Annotated in this window: 19 protein-coding genes and 1 riboswitch; of the genes, 8 read left to right on the forward strand and 11 right to left on the reverse strand. The window is 60.3% G+C overall.

The genetic code is table 11. The features are described from left to right. Positions 1 to 63: 63 nt before the first annotated feature. The 3 genes from C2E25_RS00930 to C2E25_RS00940 form a co-directional block, all read right to left on the reverse strand. Complete coding sequence (locus tag C2E25_RS00930; protein ID WP_103113938.1) at positions 64 to 1,185, reverse strand: RtcB family protein; 1,122 nt, start codon at positions 1,183 to 1,185, stop codon at positions 64 to 66. A 496-nt stretch (positions 1,186 to 1,681) separates the two neighbouring features. After that, positions 1,682 to 3,667 (reverse strand): transketolase, encoded by a 1,986-nt coding sequence (gene tkt / locus C2E25_RS00935; RefSeq protein ID WP_103113939.1) that lies wholly within the window; start codon positions 3,665 to 3,667, stop codon positions 1,682 to 1,684. 295 nt (positions 3,668 to 3,962) lie between these two features. Next, on the reverse strand, positions 3,963 to 5,327 hold the full coding sequence (locus C2E25_RS00940) for a glutamate--cysteine ligase (RefSeq protein ID WP_103113940.1): 1,365 nt from the start codon (positions 5,325 to 5,327) through the stop codon (positions 3,963 to 3,965). A gap of 134 nt (positions 5,328 to 5,461) precedes the next feature. Here C2E25_RS00940 and C2E25_RS00945 point away from each other — a divergent pair, with 134 nt between their 5' ends. Then, positions 5,462 to 6,127, forward strand: coding sequence for a type 1 glutamine amidotransferase domain-containing protein (locus C2E25_RS00945; RefSeq protein WP_103113960.1), 666 nt, complete (start codon positions 5,462 to 5,464; stop codon positions 6,125 to 6,127). A 55-nt stretch (positions 6,128 to 6,182) separates the two neighbouring features. On the opposite strand, the gene C2E25_RS00950 is transcribed toward C2E25_RS00945, so the two are convergent. After that, positions 6,183 to 7,091 (reverse strand): LysR family transcriptional regulator ArgP, encoded by a 909-nt coding sequence (locus C2E25_RS00950; protein ID WP_103113941.1) that lies wholly within the window; start codon positions 7,089 to 7,091, stop codon positions 6,183 to 6,185. 99 nt (positions 7,092 to 7,190) lie between these two features. Between C2E25_RS00950 and C2E25_RS00955 the strand changes: the two genes are divergently transcribed. From C2E25_RS00955 to C2E25_RS00980, 6 genes are all read left to right on the forward strand, one after another. After that, positions 7,191 to 7,808, forward strand: coding sequence for a LysE/ArgO family amino acid transporter (locus C2E25_RS00955; RefSeq protein ID WP_103113942.1), 618 nt, complete (start codon positions 7,191 to 7,193; stop codon positions 7,806 to 7,808). A gap of 248 nt (positions 7,809 to 8,056) precedes the next feature. Continuing rightward, the gene (locus C2E25_RS00960; protein WP_085011748.1) at positions 8,057 to 8,236 is read left to right on the forward strand and encodes a hypothetical protein; all 180 of its coding nucleotides are present in this window, start codon (positions 8,057 to 8,059) and stop codon (positions 8,234 to 8,236) included. A 392-nt stretch (positions 8,237 to 8,628) separates the two neighbouring features. Beyond that, complete coding sequence (locus C2E25_RS00965) at positions 8,629 to 10,023, forward strand: PAS domain-containing protein (RefSeq protein WP_103113943.1); 1,395 nt, start codon at positions 8,629 to 8,631, stop codon at positions 10,021 to 10,023. Further along, complete coding sequence (locus C2E25_RS00970; RefSeq protein WP_103113944.1) at positions 10,002 to 10,670, forward strand: response regulator transcription factor; 669 nt, start codon at positions 10,002 to 10,004, stop codon at positions 10,668 to 10,670. The genes C2E25_RS00965 and C2E25_RS00970 overlap by 22 nt, the downstream gene beginning before the upstream one ends. Before the next feature lie 290 nt (positions 10,671 to 10,960). Next, positions 10,961 to 11,039, forward strand: a riboswitch (cyclic di-GMP riboswitch). Between the two features lie 172 nt (positions 11,040 to 11,211). Next, complete coding sequence (locus C2E25_RS00975; protein WP_233189291.1) at positions 11,212 to 13,584, forward strand: multicopper oxidase domain-containing protein; 2,373 nt, start codon at positions 11,212 to 11,214, stop codon at positions 13,582 to 13,584. 145 nt (positions 13,585 to 13,729) lie between these two features. Next, positions 13,730 to 14,446: an FKBP-type peptidyl-prolyl cis-trans isomerase N-terminal domain-containing protein gene (locus tag C2E25_RS00980; RefSeq protein WP_103113945.1), complete on the forward strand. Its 717-nt coding sequence runs from the start codon at positions 13,730 to 13,732 to the stop codon at positions 14,444 to 14,446. A gap of 24 nt (positions 14,447 to 14,470) precedes the next feature. Here the strand turns inward: C2E25_RS00980 and C2E25_RS00985 are convergent, their stop codons facing one another. The 7 genes from C2E25_RS00985 to C2E25_RS01015 form a co-directional block, all read right to left on the reverse strand. After that, positions 14,471 to 14,968: a nitrous oxide reductase accessory protein NosL gene (locus tag C2E25_RS00985; RefSeq protein WP_158247076.1), complete on the reverse strand. Its 498-nt coding sequence runs from the start codon at positions 14,966 to 14,968 to the stop codon at positions 14,471 to 14,473. Between the two features lie 173 nt (positions 14,969 to 15,141). Beyond that, on the reverse strand, positions 15,142 to 15,795 hold the full coding sequence (locus C2E25_RS00990) for a potassium channel family protein (protein ID WP_103113947.1): 654 nt from the start codon (positions 15,793 to 15,795) through the stop codon (positions 15,142 to 15,144). A gap of 255 nt (positions 15,796 to 16,050) precedes the next feature. Continuing rightward, positions 16,051 to 17,427 (reverse strand): TrkH family potassium uptake protein, encoded by a 1,377-nt coding sequence (locus C2E25_RS00995; protein ID WP_103113948.1) that lies wholly within the window; start codon positions 17,425 to 17,427, stop codon positions 16,051 to 16,053. 223 nt (positions 17,428 to 17,650) lie between these two features. After that, positions 17,651 to 18,472 carry an SDR family oxidoreductase gene (locus C2E25_RS01000; RefSeq protein ID WP_103113949.1) on the reverse strand — a complete coding sequence of 274 codons (822 nt, stop codon included), beginning with the start codon at positions 18,470 to 18,472 and terminating at the stop codon, positions 17,651 to 17,653. Between the two features lie 163 nt (positions 18,473 to 18,635). Further along, on the reverse strand, positions 18,636 to 19,232 hold the full coding sequence (locus C2E25_RS01005) for a hypothetical protein (RefSeq protein WP_103113950.1): 597 nt from the start codon (positions 19,230 to 19,232) through the stop codon (positions 18,636 to 18,638). Continuing rightward, a complete protein-coding gene (locus C2E25_RS01010; protein WP_103113951.1) occupies positions 19,229 to 19,741 on the reverse strand; it encodes a Pycsar system effector family protein in 513 nt (170 codons plus the stop codon). The genes C2E25_RS01005 and C2E25_RS01010 overlap by 4 nt, the downstream gene beginning before the upstream one ends. Positions 19,742 to 19,979: 238 nt before the next feature. Further along, complete coding sequence (locus tag C2E25_RS01015) at positions 19,980 to 20,399, reverse strand: hypothetical protein (RefSeq protein WP_103113952.1); 420 nt, start codon at positions 20,397 to 20,399, stop codon at positions 19,980 to 19,982. Positions 20,400 to 20,888: 489 nt separating this feature from the next. Here C2E25_RS01015 and C2E25_RS01020 point away from each other — a divergent pair, with 489 nt between their 5' ends. Beyond that, positions 20,889 to 21,749, forward strand: coding sequence for a GerMN domain-containing protein (locus C2E25_RS01020; RefSeq protein WP_158247077.1), 861 nt, complete (start codon positions 20,889 to 20,891; stop codon positions 21,747 to 21,749). Positions 21,750 to 21,926: the final 177 nt, after the last annotated feature.

Below are 21,926 nucleotides of genomic sequence, written 5' to 3' on the forward strand. Positions count from 1 at the left end.
ATCCGGTTTGTTTGAAGGGGGTATTTATGAGAAGGAAAGTCAATAGGGTCGCCCCGTCTTTTTCTATGCCCCCTTGATGTTCACCAGTGGTCGCAGGTGGTTGATCACCTCAATCACAATGCCCTCCTGGGCCGCCAGGACAGAGCTGATCTCCTTGTAGACAAATGGCGATTCGTCCAGAGTCGCCTTGTCCACCTTGGCGATGATCCCCTTCATTGTCTCACGAAAGTTATCCAGTTTGACCCGACGTTTGCCTTCCGAACGGCTCATGACCCGACCGGCACCGTGCGAGGCCGACTGGAGATAGTCCCGGTTGCCAAGCCCTACCGTGACATAGATGCCGTCACGCATATTGGCGGGTATGATGCCTTTCTGTCCGTCAGTTGCCGGGGTAGCCCCCTTGCGATGCAGAACCAGATTGCCGTCCTGCAATTCAGCATGGTTGTGATTTTCATTGATCAGGTTTTCGGTTGTCAGGCGGTCGATGTCGGCACCGGAAAATCCCAGGATCCGCAACACGCCTTCGACAATCTTCAACCGGTTGGCCAGGGCGAAGTTCTGGCAATAAATCATGTCTTGCAAGTAGGCTTGTCCAATCTCCGAATGGAGCGAAAGAAAGCGATCCCCCAGACGCTTGGCCTGAGCCATGTAGTAGCTTGCAACCGAATGCCCTGCATTGCGCGATCCGGAATGGACCGTGATCCAGCACAGCCCCTGCCGGTCCGCGGAGATTTCGATAAAATGATTGCCGCTGCCGAGGCTCCCCAACTGACCCTTGACGCTGCGGTTCACTTTAGTGGTCAGGGCTTTGTCTTCGCTGGCTGAAACAAACGTCGGGTATGGATCAGACCGGTGATGGCCACCCAGTCCCGTCGGGATCTGTTTCATGATCCGGGCGAAAAGTTCTTGTCGGGCAACACGATCCGGCAGCAGGTTCGTTGCCGGTACGCCGGTGTTGACCGCACACATGCCGCAGCCGATATCGTAGCCGACATAGCCGGGTGAAACATGCTCCTGTACCAGGACAACACCGCCTATCGGCAGACCATAGCCGGTATGGACATCCGGCATCACGGCCATGTGCAGAACGCGGTCATCCCTGAGACAGTCAAAAATCTGCTGTCGGGCTCCCGGGTCAATCTGCTCCAGGGGGAGCAGGCTCCAGAGTTTTCTGTTAATTCGCATCTGGACACCACATCAAGGGAGGGGTTTGCAGGATGGTGCCAGCGGGCGATTCTATATCGCCCTTTTTTATGACGGCAAACAGCAACCAGGCGGGCACCACGTCAGTTTTTCCGACCAACACCACAGCTGGAAATAAATATTGCCAGTTGCGGGAATAATTAGCAAAGAATTATTCTGGTTTCTGGTCTGGCTGCCGCGTCACGGTTGCGGTTGACGGTGTCTGGACAAGTCATCCCGCAGCCATGATGAACACCTCGGCAAAACAGAACGGGCAGCCGATCATGGCTGCCCGTTTGTATTTGACCTGAATCAGTGAGCTTGTCACCGGCGAATAGCGTAACTTATTGACCTGCCTGCGCTTCCCAAAAATCACCGGCGAACCTATGGGTGCGCCTCAGATTTTTGAAAAGCGCATTCAGGCCAAGCAATTGCACTCTTCATCCGGCACAAGCTCACTAATTCAGGTTTGAGGCCAGGTGGCGAATTTGGCTGACGGTCAGAGCTGTTCCCTGACCGCTTCGGCGACCTTTTCGGCGGTGATGTCGAAATGCTTGAACAACTCGCCGGCCGGGCCGCTGGCGCCGAAGCCGGTCATGCCGACGACCTTGCCGTCGCGACCGACGTAACGCTCCCAGCCGAAGGTGGAGCCGGCTTCGACCGCCACCCGGCAGGCGCATGCGGGCGGCAGCACCTGGTCGATGTAGTCCTGTCCATGCTGTTCGAACAGCTCCCAGCTCGGCAGCGAGACCACCCGCACGCCGATCCCTTCGGCCTGCAGTTCGGCCTGGGCCTGCATGGCGAGGGGCAGCTCGGACCCGGTGGCGATAATGATGGCCTTCAGTTCACCCTGTTCGGCGGAGAGGACATAACCTCCCCGGTGCAGTTCGGCTGCCGGGGCGAGCTTGTCGCGGTCGAAGGTCTCCCATCCCTGGCGGGAGAGGATCAGCGCCGTCGGGCCCTTGGTATTGGCGATGGCCGCCTTCCAGGCTTCGACGGTTTCGTTGGCGTCGCCAGGGCGGATCACCGTCAGGTTGGGCACCGCGCGCAGGTTGGCGAGCTGCTCGATCGGTTGATGGGTCGGGCCGTCTTCGCCGAGACCGATGGAATCGTGGGTCAGCACGTAGATGGTCCGCAGGCCCATCATCGCCGCCAGACGCATCGGCGGGCGCATGTAGTCGGCGAAGATGGCGAAGGTGCCGCCGAAGGGGATCAGCCCGGGGGTGTGGGCCAGGCCGTTGAGGATCGAACCCATGGCGTGCTCGCGGACTCCGAAGTGGATGTTGCGGCCGACGGTGCAGGCGGTGAAGGAGTCCTCGCCCTGCAGGGTGGTGTTGTTCGAGGGACCGAGGTCGGCCGAACCGCCGAGCAGGAAGGGGAGTTTCTGCGCCAGGGCGTTGAGGGCCTTGCCGCTCGCCTGGCGGGTGGCGAGTTTCTCCCCGGCGGCGAAGACCGGCAGCTCGTCCCAGCCTTCGGGCAGTTCCCCGGCGGCGGCCCGCTGCCAGACCTGCAGGGCCTCGTTGTTCTTCAACTCGGTCTCGAAGGAGGTCTGCCAGGCGGCTTCCTGTTCGGCGCCGCGGGCGACGGCCTCCTCCATGTGTTTCTTGACCTCGGACGGGATGACGAAGCTCTCCTCAGGTTTGCGGCCGAAGAAGGTCTTGGCGCCGGCCAGTTCCTCGCTGCCCAGCGGGGCGCCATGGGCGCCGGCGGTGTCCTGCTTGGTCGGCGCGCCGAAGCCGATGTGGCTGCGGGCGATGATCAGCGACGGCCGCGGCGAGTGCTTCGCCCGGGCGATCGCCTGGTCAAGGTCCTTGAGGTTTTCTCCCTCGACATGCTGCACCTGCCAGCCGTAGCTGAGGTAGCGGGTGGCGACCTCCTCGGTGAAGGCGAGCTGGGTGTCTCCCTCGATGGTGATCTTGTTGTCGAGGTAGAGATAGACCAGGTTTCCGAGCCTGAGGGTGCCGGCCAGGGAGGCGGCCTCGGAGGCGACCCCTTCCATCAGGTCGCCGTCGGAGCAGAGCCCGTAGATGGTGGAATCGAACAGCTCGGAGCTGACCTTTTTCGCCAGGAATCGCTGGCCCATGGCCATGCCGACGCCGACCGAAATCCCCTGGCCCAGCGGCCCGGTGGTGGTTTCGATGCCGGGCGCGTGGCCGAATTCGGGATGCCCGGCGGTCGGGCTGCCGAGCTGGCGGAAGTTTTTCAGATCCTCCAGGCTCAGCTCGTAGCCGGTCAGATGGAGCATCGAATAGAGCAGGGCCGAGGCGTGACCGCAGGAAAGGATGAAGCGGTCGCGGCCGGCCCAATCGGGATTTTTCGGGTTGTAGCGCATGTGCCGGGCGAACAGCAGGTAAGCGATGGGAGCAGCTTCCATCGGCGTTCCGGGATGTCCGGAATTGGCCTTCTCGACCATGTCGGCGGCGAGCAGGCGGATGGTATCGACGGCCGGGCGGGCCAGGTCAAGGTTCAGGGGGGGTGACGTCATTATCTCCTCCAGGCTGGGAATTGGCGCCATTCAAACAGGAACGGAAAAATATTTCAAGGCTCAAAGCGCAGTTTTTCGCGGGTTTTCGGGGGATCAACAGGTGAGCTTATGCAAGTGTCCGGAATCATGTATCGGTCAGAGATGATGTTTTTGCAAAAAAGCATCACGCGTGTTGGCTAAGCAAAGAGCGCCAGCAGCAAGGCGCCCGTTTGTCGAGCAATGAGGCGTACTTACGTACGTCGAAGCAGCGAGGCAAGCGCAGCAACGCTGCTGCTGGTGAGTTTTTGCGACGCCATCAGAGATGGAAGGCGCAGTGTTCCTTGAGCAGCGCCAGATCCCTGGTCCGGTCACCGCTCCAGCGGGCCAGCAGCTGGTCGGCCAGGGTTTCACCGCTCGCAACCAGCGGCTCGAGGTCGTCGAGGTAGCAGGTTTCGTCGCAGCCGCGATGGTTGAGGCACTGCTGCTGTCGCAGTCCCTCGCGTGCCGCGGCAAGCGCCTCCCGGGCGATGTCATGCAGGCTGCGGCGGCCGTGGCGGGTTTTCAACCCCAGGCGCCAGGAATCACGATAACTCTGCTGCAGGCGTTCCAGGTCGCCCCCCCACATCAGGTTCAGCACGGCCTCGCCGGCGTCGCGGTGGTAGAACAACCCCTTGAGCAGGGCGGTGACGCTGAGCGTCAGGTGCTGCGGCAGGCTGTCGGCGCTGCGGACCTCGACCTGCGGTCTCAGTCGCGCTTCGGGGAAGAGGGTCGAGAGGTGCAGGTCCCAGTCGCCGAGGGTCGCTGTCTCGCCACTGAAGCCCTCGGCCAGAAAACGGCGGAAGCTGAAACGTTCGCCGGTCAGGTCGATGTAGCTGCCGTCGCGGACGATGAAGTACATCGGCACGTCGAGGGCGTATTCGGTGTAGGTCTGCAGGTCGGCACCCGGTTCAAACAGGCTCGGAATCAGGCCGCAGCGGTCCGGGTCGGTGCGCCGCCAGATCTCACCGCGGGTGGAGAGAAAACCGCTCGGCCTGCCGTCAAGCAGCGGCGAGTTGGCGAACAGGGCGTAGAGCAGCGGCGCGAGGGCCTGGCCGAGCCGCAGCTTGAAGAGCGCGTCCTCCTCGTCCTTGAAGTCGAGGTTGACCTGCAGCCCGGCGCTCTGCTTCATCATCCGCTGTCCCATGTCCCCGGTTTTTGCCATGTAGGGCCCCATGATGCCGTAGCGGGCCTTGGGCAGCCAGTCGATCTTTTCCAGCGGCGTGAAGGGCTGGACGCCGAGACCGAGAAAGGTCAGGCCGAGCGGTGCGGCGACACGGACGATGTTGTTGATGTGGGCGATGAAATCGCCTTCACAGCAGTGGATGTCGGGACAGAAACGACCCGAAAGTTCAATCTGTCCGCCCGGTTCCAGGGTGACGGAGGAATATTCCCCCAGCAGCGCGATCAGGTGGCCGTTGTCATGGACCCGGTGCCAGTCACCCTCCGCAGCGAGGACTTCCAGCAGCTTCCCAACCCTGGACCAGGAAGCGGCTTCACCGGTCGTCGTTTCGATAACCAGTTTCTCCGTTTCGGCGCCGACCCCCCATTCCTCGGGGGGGCGGGCCCCGCGGCGCAGGAAGTCGGTCAGCAGGCCGGGGTCGGTCAGGGGGTGCTGCAGGTCGGGTTTGATCAGGGTACTCATAGCCCTAACCATATCAATTTAAGTCAGGAATGCACAGCCTGAATCGGCAGGAGAAAACTGGTATCCCGGCGAGGAAGCGATATGCTTTACAGAGACCCCAGGGGTATGAGGAAAGGAGTCAGATTATGCCAGCTCTGAACAAAACCGTTCTGATGGTTGTCACCAGTCACGATGAACTCGCCCCCGGCAAACCGACCGGGCTCTGGCTGGAGGAATTCGCTCTCCCCTGGCAGCTTTTTAGCGAGGCGGGCTTGAAGGTGTCCATTGCCAGTCCGTTAGGCGGCAGCGTGCCGATTGATCCCCGCAGCATCGAGGACGAGGACAAGATCGTCGCCTGGCGGGAGGCTGAGAGCGCTCTGCTGCAGACCGCTTCCCTAGATGAACTGCAACTGCACAAGTTTGATGCCATCTTCCTGCCCGGGGGGCATGGTGCCATGTTCGACCTGCCGGAGAATCCGGTGCTCAAGGCCCTGCTGCACAGTCAGATCGAGGCCGGGCGCATTGTTGCCGCCGTCTGTCACGGGCCGGCCGCGCTGGTCGATGTCAGTCTCAGCGACGGCAGGCCACTGGCCGCCGGACGGACCCTGACCGCCTTTACCGATGCCGAAGAGCGGGCGGTCGGACTCGAGGACGCGGTACCCTTCCTGCTGGAATCCGAATTGCGCGCCAAAGGCGCTGATTTTGTCGCGGGTGAGCTCTGGGCGCGTCATGTCGAGGTCGACGACAACCTGGTGACCGGACAGAATCCGGCGTCCAGTGCGGCGACGGCCGAAGCAGTGATCCGCCTGCTGCGGGGCTGAGTGATTCGAGGTTGGCGGTTATCCCCCAGGAAAACCGATCCGCCGGGAAGGTCTTTCAACCCTCAGGATGTTCTTCCTGCAACAACAGTTTTTTGGCTCCGCGTTGCAAGGTCTGTTCGAGTTCCCGCAGCAGCGAGGATCTGAGATTCCAGCTATGCCAGTAGAGCCGCACCGGTTCGGGGTCGTGGGGTGCCAGATCGACCAGTGTACCGTTGTCGAGCAACGGGCGACACTGTTGTTCGGGGATGCAACCGTAGGCGTATCCAGCCAGAATCAAGGTGTTATAAGCTTCCTGCGAGGGGATGTAATGGGCCTGCCAGCGGCGCGGGGCGCGGCCGCAGCTGCGTTCCAGCAGCCGACGGTGTAGTGCGTCCTGTCGGTTGTAGATGGCAACGGGAGCGCGTGCCGCTGCTGACAGGGTCAAACCTGTCGGAAACCAGTGTTGCTGAAAGGAAGGCGCGGCACAGAGCCGGTAGACCATGGTGCCGAGATAACCGGCCCGGCAGCCTTGTGGTGGTTTGGAGGTGGCGCTGATGCAGCCGACCACTTCTCCCTGGCGCAGTAACCGCTCGGTTACGTCCTGGTCCGCGACACGCAGATCGAACAACAGTTCATGCTCGTCCAGCAGAGGCAGTACTGCCTTCCAGAACCAGGTTGCCAGAGAATCGGCGTTGATGCCGATCGGCAGGCTGGTCGTTACCTCGGTGTCCTCTGCGAGCAGGGAGGCGGGCAGCTCGTTTTCAAGCAGGCGCACCTGGCGAAAATGCGTCAGCAGCCGGCGTCCGGCATGGGTTGGACGAGGGGGATTGTCGCGAATCAACAGCACCTGTCCGAGGCGCTCCTCAAGCTGTTTGATGCGTTGCGAGACGGCCGACTGGGTGATCAGCAATTGCCGGGCGGCGAGGTCAAAGCGGCCGGTTTCAACGACCGCGGCAAGCGCCGCCAGAAGACGATAATCAAGCATGGTTGGATATTAGCACTGCTTATATTGTTTTAGGGCAATTAATTTTACATGATGATTGCCCTTCGTTATGCTCCCTCTCGAATTGAGCGGGAGGTCCACATGCAGAGTCTGTTTTTTCAGGGGTTCGGTCTCAGTGCCGGGTTGATCATTGCGATCGGGGCGCAGAATGCCTTTGTGCTGTCGCAAAGCGTGCGGCGCAATCGTCCGTTGCTGATCGCCCTGATCTGCGCTTCGGCCGATGTTCTGCTGATTGCTCTCGGCCTGACCGGGGTCGGCAGCGTCGTGGCTTCCAGCCCGCGACTGGCCGCTTGGGCCGCCTGGGGCGGGGCGTTGTTTCTGATTGTTTATGGTGCCGCGGCCCTGCGCTCGGCCTTGCGGGGCGCCGCCCTGGAGCCTGACCATGACGCCCTGCCGGGATTGCGCGAATTGCTTCTGGGAACGCTGGCGGTGACCTTCCTCAATCCCCATGCTTATCTCGATACCCTGGTCCTGATTGGCAGCATCGGCGGTCAATATCCTCTCGAACAACGATGGATTTTCGGTAGCGGTGCAGTCGCGGCATCACTGGCCTGGTTCCTGTTGCTGGCCCTGGGAGGACCGTTGCTCGCGCCGCTGTTTCGTCGGCCGATTTCCTGGCGTTTGCTCGATGCCGGTGTCTGCGTGGTGATGTGGCGCATCGCCTTCGGTCTGCTGCGTGATCGCTGGCCGCTGATGTGAAGACGCGCCCGAGACCGGGTTTCCTGTTTTCAGGTATACCTGAATCAGTGAGCCCCTTGTCGGCGGATAGCACAAGTCATTGATCTGCCTGAGCTTCCCAAAAATCACCAGCGAACCTAATGGGTGCGCTTCAGATTTTTGGAAATCCCATTCAGACCAAGCACCTGCACTCTTCATCCAACAGAAACTCACTGATTCAGGTATAATAAAAAGGTCAACAGCAGGTTACCTGGTGAAAGGAGTGGAGAATGAAAAACAAGGAAACGCGCCGACTCTGTCAGGCTGTCCACGAAGGCAAGGTTCGCAAAGTCGAACACATGGTGACCCACCAGCAAGGTGAGGTGATCGACTGTGACGGCACCGGCTTCGAAGTGAAAACCGGTGATAAGTATCAGCACTGGGAAGGTTCGAACTGCGAACCTTCCTGAACTGGAACCTCCGGCAATGAGACCTGGATCCATGTCCTCATTGCCGGCGTAGAGAACAAGCCATTGCCCCTCTGATTCAGATGAGAGAAAAGGCGAGTCTTTCGGCTCGCCTTTTTCCTTGGCGGCTCCGTTGCTGCCGACCCCGTGGGAGGATCATCCGTGGAGTCCGACATCGTTGACGGGGGTGACGTTGATCCCGGTCGGAAACCTGCCGGTGTTGCGAATTCCGGTTCTGTTGAGACGTCGAAAGCGGGTCGCGTTCAGGAACCTCACTCCCCTCCTCAAGAAAAAGCAATGAGGGCTAGAGTTTCGTCTAAGTGTCGATATAATAACCAGAACTGCCACTGCTTCCATTGCCGGTCCGGTTCTGTTTTCTTGTCGAAGGGTCCATCATGACGAAACTCCGTTCTTTGTTTGACGGGGAGCCATTTCAAGGCCGCGATCTGTTTGCCGGACCTCTCCCCTGGCTTGAGCCGAAGCGCCTGCTGCTGATGATGGTGCTGGCGGTTTTCGCCGTTGAAACCCTGGTCATGTTCACCCTGCACCTGATCCCGGGTTTGCCTGTCGTGACCGAAGCCGTGGTGGATTCGTGCCTGTTGCTGCTGGTTCTTTCCCCGATTCTTTATTATTTTCACTATTGCCCCCTGCAGCTCCATTACCGTGCCGGCCTGCAGACGACGAACAGGTTGCTGCGGAGTGAAGAACGTCTGCGTCTGGTGCAGGGAGCCACCAACGATGGTCTCTGGGACTGGGATATCGCGACCGAATCGGTTTATTACAATCCCCGGTTCGCGGCGATGCTCGGTTACCGGCGCGATGATCTCAAGCCGTTTTTGCAAACCTGGCGAAAACTTCTGCATCCCGAGGAGAAGACGCAGGTTCTGGAGACCCTCGATGAGCATCTGGCCGGGAAAAATGAACACTACCGCGCGGAGTACAGGGTGAAAACAGCCGGCGGAGAGTGGCTCTGGGTTCTGGCCCGCGGCCGGGTGGTGAGTCGGGATGAAGCGGGCGGGGCGCTGCGCATGGTTGGAACCCTGACCGATATCAGTGATCGCAAGCGGGCTGAACAGGCTCTGCTGGCCCGCAAGCAGGAAGTCGGCCAGCTCTCCCGACAGTTGATGTTGCGCAGTGAAGAAGAGAAACGTCACCTGGCGCAGGATCTTCATGATGAATTCGGCCAGGTGCTGAGCGCCTTTCAGCTCGGGGTCGAGGTTCTGCAAAAACATCGTTCTCCGGGAGGGAAGGGTTATCAGGAACAATGCAATCGTCTGCTCGGGCTGGTCAGTCGCTTGGAAAGGGATATCCGTCATATTTCCAGGCATCTGCGTCCGGTTATGCTTGATGACCTGGGCCTGGTACCGACCTTGCGGTCACTGGCCGCCGAACTGGAGAGCCAGGTTCCCGGGTTGACGGTAGAATTTTCCATCGAGGAGATATCGGGCAGGCTCGAAACGGATCTTGAGATGGTCTGTTACCGTATTTGTCAGGAGGCGCTGCATAATTGCCTCAAGCATTCCGCCGCCTCCCGGGTCCGTATCACCCTGAGAAGTGGCGTCGAATGGGTCGAAATGATTGTCCGGGACAACGGCCGGGGGTTCGAGGTGCGACAACAGCCTGAACGGGACAGCCATTGGGGCATGGGCCTGCTCGGGATGCGCGAACGGGCACATGCCGTTGCCGGCAGTTGCGACATTTGTTCAACTCCGGGAGGGGGAACCAGCGTGGTCTGCCAGGTCCCGGCCCGTTTTGTCGAGGAGGGGCTATGTCGGACGTCCGCATCCTGATCGTCGATGATCACGTCATTCTGCGCGAGGGCATCCGCCTGCTGCTGGAAACCCAGGCCGATTTCCAGGTGGTCGGGGAGGCCGGCAACGGGGTCGAAACGATCGCCATGGCGCGGAAATACGGCCCCGATATCATTCTGCTCGACATTTCGATGCCGAAGATGGATGGCCTGCAGGCGGTCGGCTTGCTGGCCAATGCCTGCCCGCAGGCGCGCGTCATTGTCCTTTCCCGCTATGAGAAGGAAGCCTATGCCTGCCAGGCGCTGAAGAATGGCGCGCACGGCTACCTGGTCAAGGGGGCGCCGAGTGAAGAACTGCTGGAGGCGATCCGCGCCGTCGCCAGGGGGCGCTATTATTTCAGCGCGGCTGTGCAGGCGGCGGTGGTCGAAGGTTATGTCATCCACCGCCCGGACCACCAGCCCCATCCCGAGACCACCCGGCTTTCCGAGCGGGAACTCGACGTGTTGAAGCTTCTCGTCGAGGGCAACAGCAGCGTCGAGATCGGCGAGGTTCTGTGCATCAGTTCCAAGACGGTCGACAAGCACCGCGCCAGCATCGCCCGCAAGACCGGCGCCGACAACCCGGTGAAGATGGTCCAGTTCGCCCTGCGGACCGGAATCCTGGCGCCCGACTATTATGACAAGTGATTTGTAATCGCGGATGAGACGGATATCCACGTGATCCGTTGTTGCAGGAAAAGCTCTGTTTTTCCATCGGGTTGCGCCAGTTAACAAAACTGGATAACCTGCCTGAACAATCCCTTTTGCCCCTTTTGAACAAAATACGCAAATTGCTCCCCGTCTTTGCGCAATCGGCTCATTGTGACTTGAACAGTGATAGATTACTGTTCAAGTCACAATTCAACCGGTGAACTGCACAGATGCCGCAGCAGACTCAACACAGGCGCCGGTTGATGATTTTTTCCAAGCCAATGCGTCACTGACAAAGCCAAACCTTCCGCGAGGGGGGGACGGAAAGTCACGGATCTTCCCCGAGAAGATGGCCGGGCCGCCAGGGATTACCAGAGGACCGGTCATGCCTCTTGCGTCAACACCTCCAGAAAACGACCGGTTCCTCTCCCCGGCAGCAGCATGGAGGAGGTGCCCTTATGAATGCCCACGATTGAAGAGGCCGGAAGAAAAGACGAAACGAGCTGGATCAACCGCAATTCCCGGAAGGGGGATACTCATGAAAGAAAAAACCTGTAGTGTCAGTTGGTGGCAGGTGGCGATGATGACCATGAGTCTGCTGATTTTTGGTGCCACCACCGGGCATACCGCGCCGGTTCCGGGCGGCACTCTCGACCCGACCACGATTCCCAAGTATGTTCAGCCGCTGGTTATTCCACCGGTGATGCCGCCCTCTTCGGTGCAGCCGACCGATCCGACGACCGGACAGCCGACCAGTGTCAATGCCCGGTACAATATTTCCGTGCGCCAGTTCAGGCAGCAGATCCTGCCCGGCGGGATCTGGAACACGGTCAACGACCGCAACGATCAATTTGGAGCCACCACGCTCTGGAGTTACGGGCCGGATGAGGACAAGCCGGCCCCGGGCTATGTTGCCCCCGCTCCCCTTGGAACCCCCGGTGCCACCTTCAACTATCCGGCGTTCACCGTTGAGAACAATTCCAACGCACCGACGACCGTGCGCTGGATCAACGGCCTGGTCGATGAGCAGGGCAATTACCTGCCGCACCTGTTCAAAGTTGACCAGACCCTGCACTGGGCCAATCCGACCAACGCCGGTTGCGCCAATGCCGCCAAGATCCCGCAGACCGACTGTCGTACCAGCAATCCGGCTCCCTACACCGGTCCGGTGCCGATCGTCACTCACGTGCATGGTGCCCATGTCAATGCCGAGTCGGACGGCTATCCCGAGGCCTGGTGGCTGCCGGCCGCCAACAACATTCCCGTCGGTTATGCCTCGCGCGGAACCATCTACACCCAGAATGACATCACCACTGCCGGCAATATCAGTACGGTGATGACGCCCAACGAATTCAACCCGATTCCCGGTTCGGCCTTCTACAGTTACGAGAACACCCAGCCGGCGACCACCCTCTGGTACCATGACCACAGCCTCGGCATGACCCGACTCAACGTCTATGCCGGGCCGGCCGGGTTCTGGCTGATCCGTGGCGGCGCCTATGACAGCGCCAAGGCCCGGCGCGGCCCGGCGGTCCTGCCCGGTCCCGCCCCGGTGCTCGGTGCCGGCGACCCGAACTTCGATCCCGCCTATCGAAAAACCATCCGTGAGATCCCGATCGTTATCCAGGACCGCTCCTTCAACGCCGACGGATCACTCTTTTATCCTGAATCCCGCCAGTTTTTCGACGGGTTTGCCGGTCCTTACGTCGGCGATCCCCAGGGACAGGGCAGCGACATCGCCCCGATCTGGAATCCGGAAGCCTTCTTCAACACCATGGTGGTTAACGGCACCACCTGGCCGGAGATGTCAACCGCCCCGGCCAAGTACCGTTTCCGCCTGTTGAACGGCTGCAATTCCCGTTTCATCAATCTGGCGATGTTTGTGGCCAACCCCGACGGCACCCTCGGCGCCGAAATTCCCTTCTACCAGATCGGCGGCGACCAGGGCTTCCTGCCGCGCGTGGTCCAGGTGAAGACCGGTTTCGCCACGGCACTGAAGGGCAAGGGGAAGCTTCCCGGGCGTCTGACCCCGTTGCCTGACCCGTCTCAGGCTCTGCTGATGGCTCCCGCCGAGCGTGCCGACGTCATCGTCGATTTCAGCGGTCTGCCAGACGGCACCGTGGTTCGGATGATCAACACCGCTCCGGATGCCCCCTTCGGCGGCTTCCCGGATATCCCGGCCGATCCCGGCACCACCGGCCAGGTGATGCAGTTCCGCGTCAACAGCGCCAACCTGGTGGCGGCCGATGCCCTCACCACCTCACCGTTGGCTCTGCGGCTCAAGGCCGAACCCAAGAACCGGGCCAAGGTGGTGCGCAAACGTCGCCTGACCCTCAACGAAGAGGAATCGGCCCAGGTCTGCGTGCGGATTCTGCCCGACGGCACCCCGGTCACCGTGCAAACCTTCCCGACCCCGAATCCGAATATCGCCGCTGACTGCGCCGCGATCAATGCGGTTCCGCAGGCCCCCAAGGCGGCCCTGCTCGGTGGTATCGGCAAGAACCGGCTGCTGCCCGGAAAGCCTTATGTCGGTATCCCGATGCTCTGGTCCGATCCGATTACCGAGAACCCGCAGGTCGGTGATACCGAACTCTGGGATTTCTACAACCTGACCGTCGACGGGCATCCGATCCATATGCACCTGGTCCGGTTCCAGGTCAAGGGGCGCCAGTTGTTCAACCAGGCCCATCCCCGGTTCCGTAAAATCGGCCGGAAGATGAAGCCGCTGCCGACCGAGAGGGGCTACAAGGATACCGTGCTGGCCTATCCCGGCGAGATCACCCAGGTCAAGGCGACCTTCGACCTTCCCGGTCTCTACGTCTGGCACTGCCATATCGTCGAACATGAGGACAACGAGATGATGCGGCCCTATTACGTCGGTGCCAAACCGGTCGGGTTCCCGGTCCCTTAACCCTTTAGCGGGTTTTGCCCGCAACCGCGGTGAGCCGCCCCTGACCCGGGGGCGGCTTCCTTTTGTCGCGGCCGATGTGGATATCATCGGCTTTCTGATTTGACACTCTGCTGAAACCACCGGTTCTAAGGGAAGGGGGATTCCCATGAAACGCACGCTGCTGTTCTGCCTGGTGATGATGTTGTCGGTCCTGCCGGCCTTGGCCGGGAACCGGGCCGATCTGCTGTCGGACGACAAGCCGGTCATCAATGACAAGATGGATGAGATCAACTATGCCGTGGGACACCAGGTCGGGCGCGACCTGAAACGCCAGCATGTCGAGGTTCGACCGGAGGTTCTCTGGCAGGGAATCGTCGATGGCGCCACCGGTGACGAGGCACTGATGAGCATGGAGGATATGCTCGACATCCTGATCGCCTTTCGGGCCGATATTGTCAGGAAACACGAGGAACAGAAAAAGGGATACCGGCTGCGCGGTCAGGAATACCTGGCGGAAAATGGGAAAAAACCGGGTGTTATCGTTCTGCCGAGCGGTCTGCAGTACCAGGTGCTGCAGCAGGGGCGGCCGGAGGGGAAAACGCCGACCGGTGGCGACACGTTGCTGGTGAAGTATATTTCTCATGATATCGAAGGCCGGCAATTCGGCAGCAGTATCAAGGAGGGTGTCGATGAGCCGGTTGAGGTCCGTGTTGACAAGATGATCCCGGGATGGCAGGAGGCGCTGAAGCTGATGAGGGAAGGGGCCCGCTGGAAGCTGTTTGTCCCGAGCCGTCTCGGTTTCCGGGATTCCGGTCCCATGGCCGGGCAGACCACTGTTTTCGAACTGGAACTGGTTGAGGTGCTGCCGCGGGTCTACCCGTGATATCCCTTCCCCGGTTTCAGGCTGTCAGCGTTGGCCGGCCGGGATAAAGGTATCCAGCACGTCGTTGTTGATCTGGCGCAACACCAGGACCTGGCCGCTTTTACTCCGGATGAACTGGCGGCTGGTTTCCAGCAGGGCAAAGGGGATGAAGTCTTCGCCCATCGGTCCTTTTTCGACACTCCCGGCGACGAAATGGGCTTTGCGGGCATCGATCCAGGCGCCTGTGGCAAAGTCCTTGACAAAAATGGAACGGATGTCCTTGCGATCGTGTCCGGGATCGTATTCGGACATGTTGTTGATGAACAGCAGCATGTCGCGGGGGCACTCGAAGCTGCGGTGTTCGCCATCGACAAACAGGACCAGGCTCTGCCATGCGGGATAGTTTGCCGGGGCCATGCCGCATACCGGGCAGGTTTCGTCAGCTGTTATGGCGGCCGGGGATGCGCTGTTTCCGCCGGCTGCGGCGGGCCTGGATGAACAGCCGGACGTCGTTCCCATCAGGCAGGCAACCACAAGGGGCATCAGCCATCGTCGCTTGTTGCTGATCGAACAAGGTACCATCAGTTCTTCTCCGGGGCAGACTTGTGAATGCGTTCCCACGTTAACTATCCCCCGAACTATACCAGAACAGAGCCCCCTGGCCAGTTGGAGGACGAGCGGGACATCACCGCTATCGACGCACCCGGTAAGCCGGTTCAGCAGCGCGACGCCTTGTCCACATCCGTCGCCTTGCCGAAGATCAGCAGCATGTCGCTGTCGCGGATCTGGCGGTCCGGCGGCGGCATGAGCAGGAATTCGTCGGTCAGCACATCCTTGATGCCGAGCACGTAGACACCGAATTTGCGCCGCAGGTCGAGTTCGATCAGGGTCTTGCCGATGAACCCGGCCGGCGGGGCGATCTCGTTGAGGCTGTAACCCTCGGCCATGGTCAGCATGTCAAGGATGTTGGGACTGGCGAGGTTGCGGGCGGTCTTGATCGCCATGTCCTTTTCCGGGTAGACAACCTCGTCGGCGCCGACCTTGCGCAGGATGCGGCCGTGATCCTCGTTGACCGACTTGACCACCAGCCGTTTTACCCCCAGTTCCTTGAGAAACAGCGTCGCCAGGGTCGCCGCGTGGGAACGTTCGCCGATGGCAACCACCACTGCGTCCATCTCCGCTACCCCCTGGGCGGCGAGAAACTCCTTGTCGGCGGCATCGGCGACCATCGCCACCGAACAATGGTCGCTGACCTGCTGGATGTGGCTGCGGTTGTTGTCGATCACCAGCACCTCGTGGCCGTCTTCATAGAGGGTGCGGGCGATGTTAAAGCCGAAGTTGCCGGCGCCGATAACGCAGAATTTTTTCATTATCCAACTCCTTGAAATTTATTAGACCGCGGATGGAGCGGACGCAATCGGATAAAATCTGTTATTGGCCGCTAAGAAGGACAAAACTCTTTCAACGGAGAGGCGGGGAGGAGCAGAGCCGGAGAGAGAGTCTTATGGGTTTAAAACCAAAAACTGCTTTTGGTTTTCTCTGCGGCTCTCCGTTAAAAAAGGTTTTCTTGGCGCCCTTGGCGTCTTGAGCGAGCCATGCGAGCGGGCGGCCCTATGATTTTTCTACTAGCCGATCATCACCTGCTCTTCGGCATAGCGAATCTCCCGCCCGCCCGAGCGGCGGATGATGGCGAAGGCGAGGGTGAGGATGCCGACCCGGCCGATGAACATCATGACAATCACGATCAGTTTGCCCAGCGGCACCAGTTTCGCGGTCACGCCGAGCGAGAGGCCGACGGTGGCGAAGGCCGAAACCGCCTCGAAAGTGTAGTCGAGCAGCGCGTTGCGGCTTTCGGCCGCCGGCAGTCCATGGACCTGGACGGCCAGCAGCAGGAAGATGGCCGCCCCGCAGGCGACCACCGAAAGCAGCACCAGGGTCATGGCGCGGGTGGTCAGCTCTTCCGGCACCGTGCGACGGAAGATATTGGTGTGCCTGTCGCCTTTCAGGCGGCTGTGGATGATGGCGAACAGCAGGGCGAAACTGGTGGTTTTGATGCCGCCGCCGCAGGAGCCGGGCGAGGCGCCGATGAACATCAGGAACATGATCAGTACCAGGCTCGGAACTTCGAGCAGGTTCAGATCGATACTGTTGAAGCCGGCGGTGCGGGCGGTCACCGACTGGAACAGGACCATCCAGAAACCGTTGCCGACGCTCATCTTATGCAGTTCCCCGGGGAATTCCAGCAGCGCCAGCAGCAGGGCGCCGCCAAGGGTCAGTACCAGGCTGGTCACCAGCACCAGGCGGCTGTGGAGGGACAGTCGGCGGCGAACATGCTCCCGTTTCCGGGTCATCCCCAGCAGTTCCTGCAGCACCAGGAAGCCGAGACCGCCGCTGGTGATCAGCCCCATGATGGTGAGGTTGACCAGCGGGTCGGACTGAAAGCCGATCATGCTGTCGGAAAAGAGGCTGAACCCGGCATTGCAGAAGGCCGAAATCGAGTGAAACAGAGCGCTCCAGAGCCCCTGTGCCAGTCCGAGTTGAGGCACCAGGCGGATCGCCAGCAGGGCCGCGCCGATACCTTCGATGGCAATCGTCAGCAGGAAAATTTTGCTGATCAGCTCCTGCACCGAGGCATAGGGCTGCGGCAGCAGGGTCTGTTCGATCTGTTGCCGGCCGCGAAGGCTCATCCCGCCGCCGAGATAGGAGAGCAGGTAGACCGAGAAGGTGGTGATGCCGAGACCGCCGGTCTGGATCAGCAGCAGCACGACGCACTGTCCGAACCAGCTCAGGTGACTGCCGGTATCGACCACCACCAGCCCGGTGACGCACTGGGCGCTGGTGGCGGTGAAGACGGCATCGAGGAAGGAGAGCGGTTGGCCGTTGCTGGCCAGCGGCAGCTGCAGCAGCGCCCCGCCGAGCAGGATGGCGAGGCCGTAATAGAGCAGCAGCACCTGCCCGGGAGAGAGGTGCCAGGTCTGTCGACGTTGTGGCAGGGCGCACATGGGGACGAATATTACTCTTAATCGTGGTTTTTGGGAAGAATAAGTAGGACGGATGGGGCGCCAGCGCGCCAAAGGCTCCAGGAAAACCGATTATTAACGGAGAGACGCAGAGAGGCGGAGACGCAGGGAAACAAGATCAGACAAAGGATTTCTCTCCGCCTCTGCTGCTCCCCGCCTCTGCGTTAAGTCGGGTTTTTGAATTTCTTGACGGCGGCAACGAATGTCATTCCAGAAACAGGTCGGTCATCAGCTCTGCCCCCGGTTGGACCGCGTAACGTTCCAGGTTGTCGATCCCCTCTTCGGCCAGCACCTGCTCGTCGATGAAGAAGTTGCCGCTGCAGTCGCGGCTGTCGCGGCAGAGGATGGCGTGGGCGGCGTCGGCGAGGATCTCCGGGGTGCGGCACTGCTCAGGCTTGACCACGCCGCCGAGCATGGCCAGGGCGGCGGTGGCGATCACCGTGCGCGGCCAGAGGGCGTTGACGGCAACGCCGGCTTCGCGGAATTCTTCCGCCATCCCCAGGACGCACATGCTCATGCCGTACTTGGCCATGGTGTAGGCGACATGCGGACCGAACCAGCGCGGGTTCATGTTCAGCGGCGGGGAGAGGTTGAGAATGTGCGGGTTGTCGGCCCGCTGCAGATATGGCAGGCAGGCCTGCGAGCAGAGGAAGGTGCCGCGGGTGTTGACCTGGTGCATCAGGTCGTAGCGTTTGGCCGGTGTATCAAGCGTGCCGGCGAGGTAGATGGCGCTGGCGTTGTTGATCAGGATATCGATACCGGCGAAACGCTCGACGGCGGCGCTGACCGCTGCGGCGATATCCTCAGGTTGGCGGATGTCGCATTTGACCGCCAGCGCCTGTCCGCCGGCCGCCTCGATTTCGGCGGCGGCACTGTGAATGGTGCCGGGCAGCTTCGGGTTGGGAACGTTCGACTTGGCGGCGATGACGATATTCGCGCCGTCGGCCGCGGCCCGCCTGGCAATCGCCAGCCCGATACCGCGGCTGGCGCCGGTGATGAAGAGGGTTTTGTTTTTGAGTGTTTTCATGGAGACCCCGTTTTTTTTAACGCTGAGGCGCGGAGAAGGAGAGATGCTGAGAAAATCTGCAAGAGGCCTGGATCAATATCAGATCAGAAAAGACTTTTGTCCATTCTCTCCGTCTCTGCGTTGAGAGTTTTATATTAAAGCATAACCGCAACCTTGTCTGCTGTCAGAAAAAGCGGAAAATCATCACCCAGAGGCCGTGATTGGCGATCAGTGACAGCAGCGCGATCAGCAGCAGTCCCTTGCCCCAACGGCTCGCCAGCCGTGGTCGAAGCCAGAAGCCGGCGATGGTGACGACGATGATTTCGGCCAGGGCGGCGGGGATGCCGTGGTAGGCCGGGTTCCAGTAGGAGACCGGGGAGATGAAACGCCAGTGGCTGAAGGGCCAGAAGTGCATGTGGGCGTCATTGTGGTGAAGGAAGAAATCCTCGGCCGCGCCCAGCAGGCCCGCCAGGAAGAAAAGGGCGGCACGCGGGCGTTTCCGCCACCAGAAAAGGGCCAGGGCGGCGCCCCATAGCGGAAAGGAATGAAAGGCTCCGACCAGGGCGCTCCAGCCGGGCTGAAAGTAGACTTCGTTCCAGAGCTGCTGCTGGGGGATTCCGGCGATCAGGCTTCCCCAGGCGAGGAAGATATAGATGGGGATGTCGGGTGTCAGGGCGCCGCAGCAGAGTACCAGGTTGACGCGCGGCAGCCGGGCGACGCGCTCGCCGCCGAAGAATCGCAGCAGGGCGCAGGTGAGAATGGCATGGCTCTGGGTGTTCATCCGCCTCCGCCGAGAGGAAGGAAAACCGAGATCACCGCCAGCACCAGGCCGGCGAGCAGGCTGCAGAGACCGTTGCGTACCAGCAGGTACTTGCGGGTCAGGCGGTGTTTGCCGAGATAGTAGAGTTCATGCAGGTAGGCGTCGTAGAGTTTTTCCTTGTCGGTCAGCAGTTGCTTGAAGCCGGCAATGAACTCTTCTTCCTCGAGTTCGACGAAGGATCGGAAATAGAAGAAATTGGTTTGTCCGGTGGCATGCAGTGGGGGGATGATGGCGAGAATCGAAAAGATCACCGCCAGGATGCCGGCCACTGCCAGGATCAGTACTGTCGTCAGTGGCAGATCCTGCATCCGGGTCAGGGCGATGGTGGTGACCAGGGAGGCCGCGGTGAGGATCATCGCCGCCTTTGAATCAGCCATTTTGTTCAGGGTCATGTGCTTGCTGAGATTGGCGCGCAGGGCATTGCTCGCCAGCAGCCGCGGCAGCAGTTCATTGGCGTCGGGAGTGCTCATGAATGGCTCCGGTTGTCTAGGAGGCTGTCGGACTATCCATGAACTGGCTGCAAATCCGCGCGTTCGGCCCATATCCCAGCTCCATTTTGCCCCATAGCCACTGCTATGAGGCTGCAATCGAGCAGAAATCTGGCCCCAAACGCTCGAATTTTCGCTTCAGCCTGTATAGTCCGACAGCCTCCTGGGGATGGAATCGATGACGAATTTTACCACGACAGTGGGCACCGCGGAAGATATCTTAAGCCGGCAGGCGGGCTTCCCGGTCAACGAGCAGTTCCGTAAGCGGTACCAGTTTTCGGTCGGCCGGGAGGTTTTCGGCGATCGTGGCCAGCCAGGAGCGCAATTCTCCGAGGTCGAGCGGGGTTTCGAGCCAGCGGCAGCCGAGTTTTTCGGCCCGTTGCTGATCGCCGATCGACCAGGGGAGGCAGATGAGGGTTATGTTTTTTACCAGTCCGCGGCAGGGGCCGGCGAGGCGTTGGGCAATGAAGTCGAGGCCGGCCTGCTGGGGCAGATGCTGGCCGACGATCAACGCGTCGCCGCAGACCTGCCGGCCTGTTTCGCAATGACTGCTGTCAATGCACGGGAAGACTGCCGGAGAGGAGCAGGCAATGGCCTCGTAGCCGAGATTGCGTACGAACAGGGCGAGGGATTCTCGCATACTATCGGCGGGTTCTATGATAAAGACGCGTAGTGGTTCCATATTCCCCCCATGATCGAAACAAAAACGATACTACTCTTTCAAAATGCCGGTAACTGTCCAAAAAAACAAGTGTAAAATTATAAATAACCGTTTTCACAGACAATTTGAAACACCCTAAGAAATGATAGGATAATTGACGTGAAGCGGAGCCTTGTTCAGGGCTTTCCGGAGGGCAACGGACATTGTGCCGGGAAGAGGAGTGCGAACAAAGATTCGATATCCCGGCGCGGTGATTGCTTTGTCGCGTGATAAAATAAACCTGAATTCGTGAATTCCTGTTGGATGGAGAGTGCAAGTGCTTGGTCTGGATGAGATTTTCAAAAATCTGAAGCGCACCCATAGGTTCGTTGGTGATTTTTGGGAAGCTCAGGCAGATCAATGACTTGTGCTGTCCGCCGACAAGGGACTCACGGATTCAGGATAAACAGAAACTCGAAAGGATACCCGATGAGATCTCTGATCCTGCTGTTGCTGCTTCTCCCCCTGATCGCCGGCTGCGACCGGAAAGAGGAAAAAACCGCTGATCAACATCCCCCCGGGAAAGTGATCGCCGATGATGCCTACCGGCAGTATTTTGGTTCCCCGCCGACCCCGAGGGCCGGGACCGCCTGGGTGCGGGTCGGGTTTCTGCCCCGTAACGACGGTTCCGGCAGCCTGGCACCGTTCCCCCTGTTCTTTTATCGCGAGGATGGTCAACTGCAGCTGCTGCTCGACCAGCTGACCGGTGAGAACCTGCGGCTGCCGAAGCAGAGCGGGCTCTTCAACCCGTTTCCTTCGGGCAGCCGCGCGGTCACGGCCAACCGGGTGGCCGGCAAGCGGGAAATCAACCTGACGTTGCCGGCTGGCGCGGATGCCGACCCGGAGATCATGGCCGCGGTCCTGGTCGAGACCGCCGGGCGTTTCCCCGGGGTCAAACAGGTCGTGCTGACGTTGAACGGTACTCCCTGGCCGGGGATGCCGGCCGGTGGTTTTGACGTTCCGACCGGGCGCGCCATCGTGCCCGGGCCTCCTCGTCCGCTGGTGGTGCTGGCCGATTTTTCCCGCGGGGGCGATCATCCCGCGGAGCTGCTGGTCAACTTCGATCGGCCGATGAAGCTTGAGAGTTTTCGCCTGGCAACCGAAGATGGTCGCGAAGTGGCGGGAGACTACTTTCAGTCGGTTTTCGGCATGGCAGTGGTGATCCATCCGAAAAATCCCGAACTGCTGACCATTGGTCAACCGGTCAGGATCAGCTGGAAGGCAACCGACGCCAAGGGCCGGAAGGGAAACGGCGAGGTGCTGATGCCGGTGCGGGGAAGGGATCATTGATCGCCGGAAGATAATAAGGGCAGAGGTCGGGACGCTGGATTCCATGGTAATAAATCAATCGACGCTGGTCCGGTGTCAGTAAAAAAGGTTGGTATCTATCCGCTCTGTTTGTTATTAAGGTTCATCCTTTTGCAAAAGTCTTAGCTTGAAGCGTTCAAGACTTTACCAGTAAGGCTG

The organism is Geothermobacter hydrogeniphilus, assembly GCF_002898515.1.
Taxonomy (GTDB): domain Bacteria; phylum Desulfobacterota; class Desulfuromonadia; order Desulfuromonadales; family Geothermobacteraceae; genus Geothermobacter_A.

Bases quoted from the DNA above. Each gene is read 5' to 3' on its own strand.
- C2E25_RS00930 (WP_103113938.1), bottom strand. From the start codon at position 1,185: ATGCGAATTAACAGAAAACTCTGGAGCCTGCTCCCCCTGGAGCAGATT.
- tkt (WP_103113939.1), bottom strand. From the start codon at position 3,667: ATGACGTCACCCCCCCTGAACCTTGACCTGGCCCGCCCGGCCGTCGAT.
- C2E25_RS00940 (WP_103113940.1), bottom strand. From the start codon at position 5,327: ATGAGTACCCTGATCAAACCCGACCTGCAGCACCCCCTGACCGACCCC.
- C2E25_RS00950 (WP_103113941.1), bottom strand. From the start codon at position 7,091: ATGCTTGATTATCGTCTTCTGGCGGCGCTTGCCGCGGTCGTTGAAACC.
- C2E25_RS00955 (WP_103113942.1), top strand. From the start codon at position 7,191: ATGCAGAGTCTGTTTTTTCAGGGGTTCGGTCTCAGTGCCGGGTTGATC.
- C2E25_RS00960 (WP_085011748.1), top strand. From the start codon at position 8,057: ATGAAAAACAAGGAAACGCGCCGACTCTGTCAGGCTGTCCACGAAGGC.
- C2E25_RS00965 (WP_103113943.1), top strand. From the start codon at position 8,629: ATGACGAAACTCCGTTCTTTGTTTGACGGGGAGCCATTTCAAGGCCGC.
- C2E25_RS00970 (WP_103113944.1), top strand. From the start codon at position 10,002: ATGTCGGACGTCCGCATCCTGATCGTCGATGATCACGTCATTCTGCGC.
- C2E25_RS00975 (WP_233189291.1), top strand. From the start codon at position 11,212: ATGAAAGAAAAAACCTGTAGTGTCAGTTGGTGGCAGGTGGCGATGATG.
- C2E25_RS00980 (WP_103113945.1), top strand. From the start codon at position 13,730: ATGAAACGCACGCTGCTGTTCTGCCTGGTGATGATGTTGTCGGTCCTG.
- C2E25_RS00985 (WP_158247076.1), bottom strand. From the start codon at position 14,968: ATGCCCCTTGTGGTTGCCTGCCTGATGGGAACGACGTCCGGCTGTTCA.
- C2E25_RS00990 (WP_103113947.1), bottom strand. From the start codon at position 15,795: ATGAAAAAATTCTGCGTTATCGGCGCCGGCAACTTCGGCTTTAACATC.
- C2E25_RS00995 (WP_103113948.1), bottom strand. From the start codon at position 17,427: ATGTGCGCCCTGCCACAACGTCGACAGACCTGGCACCTCTCTCCCGGG.
- C2E25_RS01000 (WP_103113949.1), bottom strand. From the start codon at position 18,472: ATGAAAACACTCAAAAACAAAACCCTCTTCATCACCGGCGCCAGCCGC.
- C2E25_RS01005 (WP_103113950.1), bottom strand. From the start codon at position 19,232: ATGAACACCCAGAGCCATGCCATTCTCACCTGCGCCCTGCTGCGATTC.
- C2E25_RS01010 (WP_103113951.1), bottom strand. From the start codon at position 19,741: ATGAGCACTCCCGACGCCAATGAACTGCTGCCGCGGCTGCTGGCGAGC.
- C2E25_RS01015 (WP_103113952.1), bottom strand. From the start codon at position 20,399: ATGCGAGAATCCCTCGCCCTGTTCGTACGCAATCTCGGCTACGAGGCC.
- C2E25_RS01020 (WP_158247077.1), top strand. From the start codon at position 20,889: ATGAGATCTCTGATCCTGCTGTTGCTGCTTCTCCCCCTGATCGCCGGC.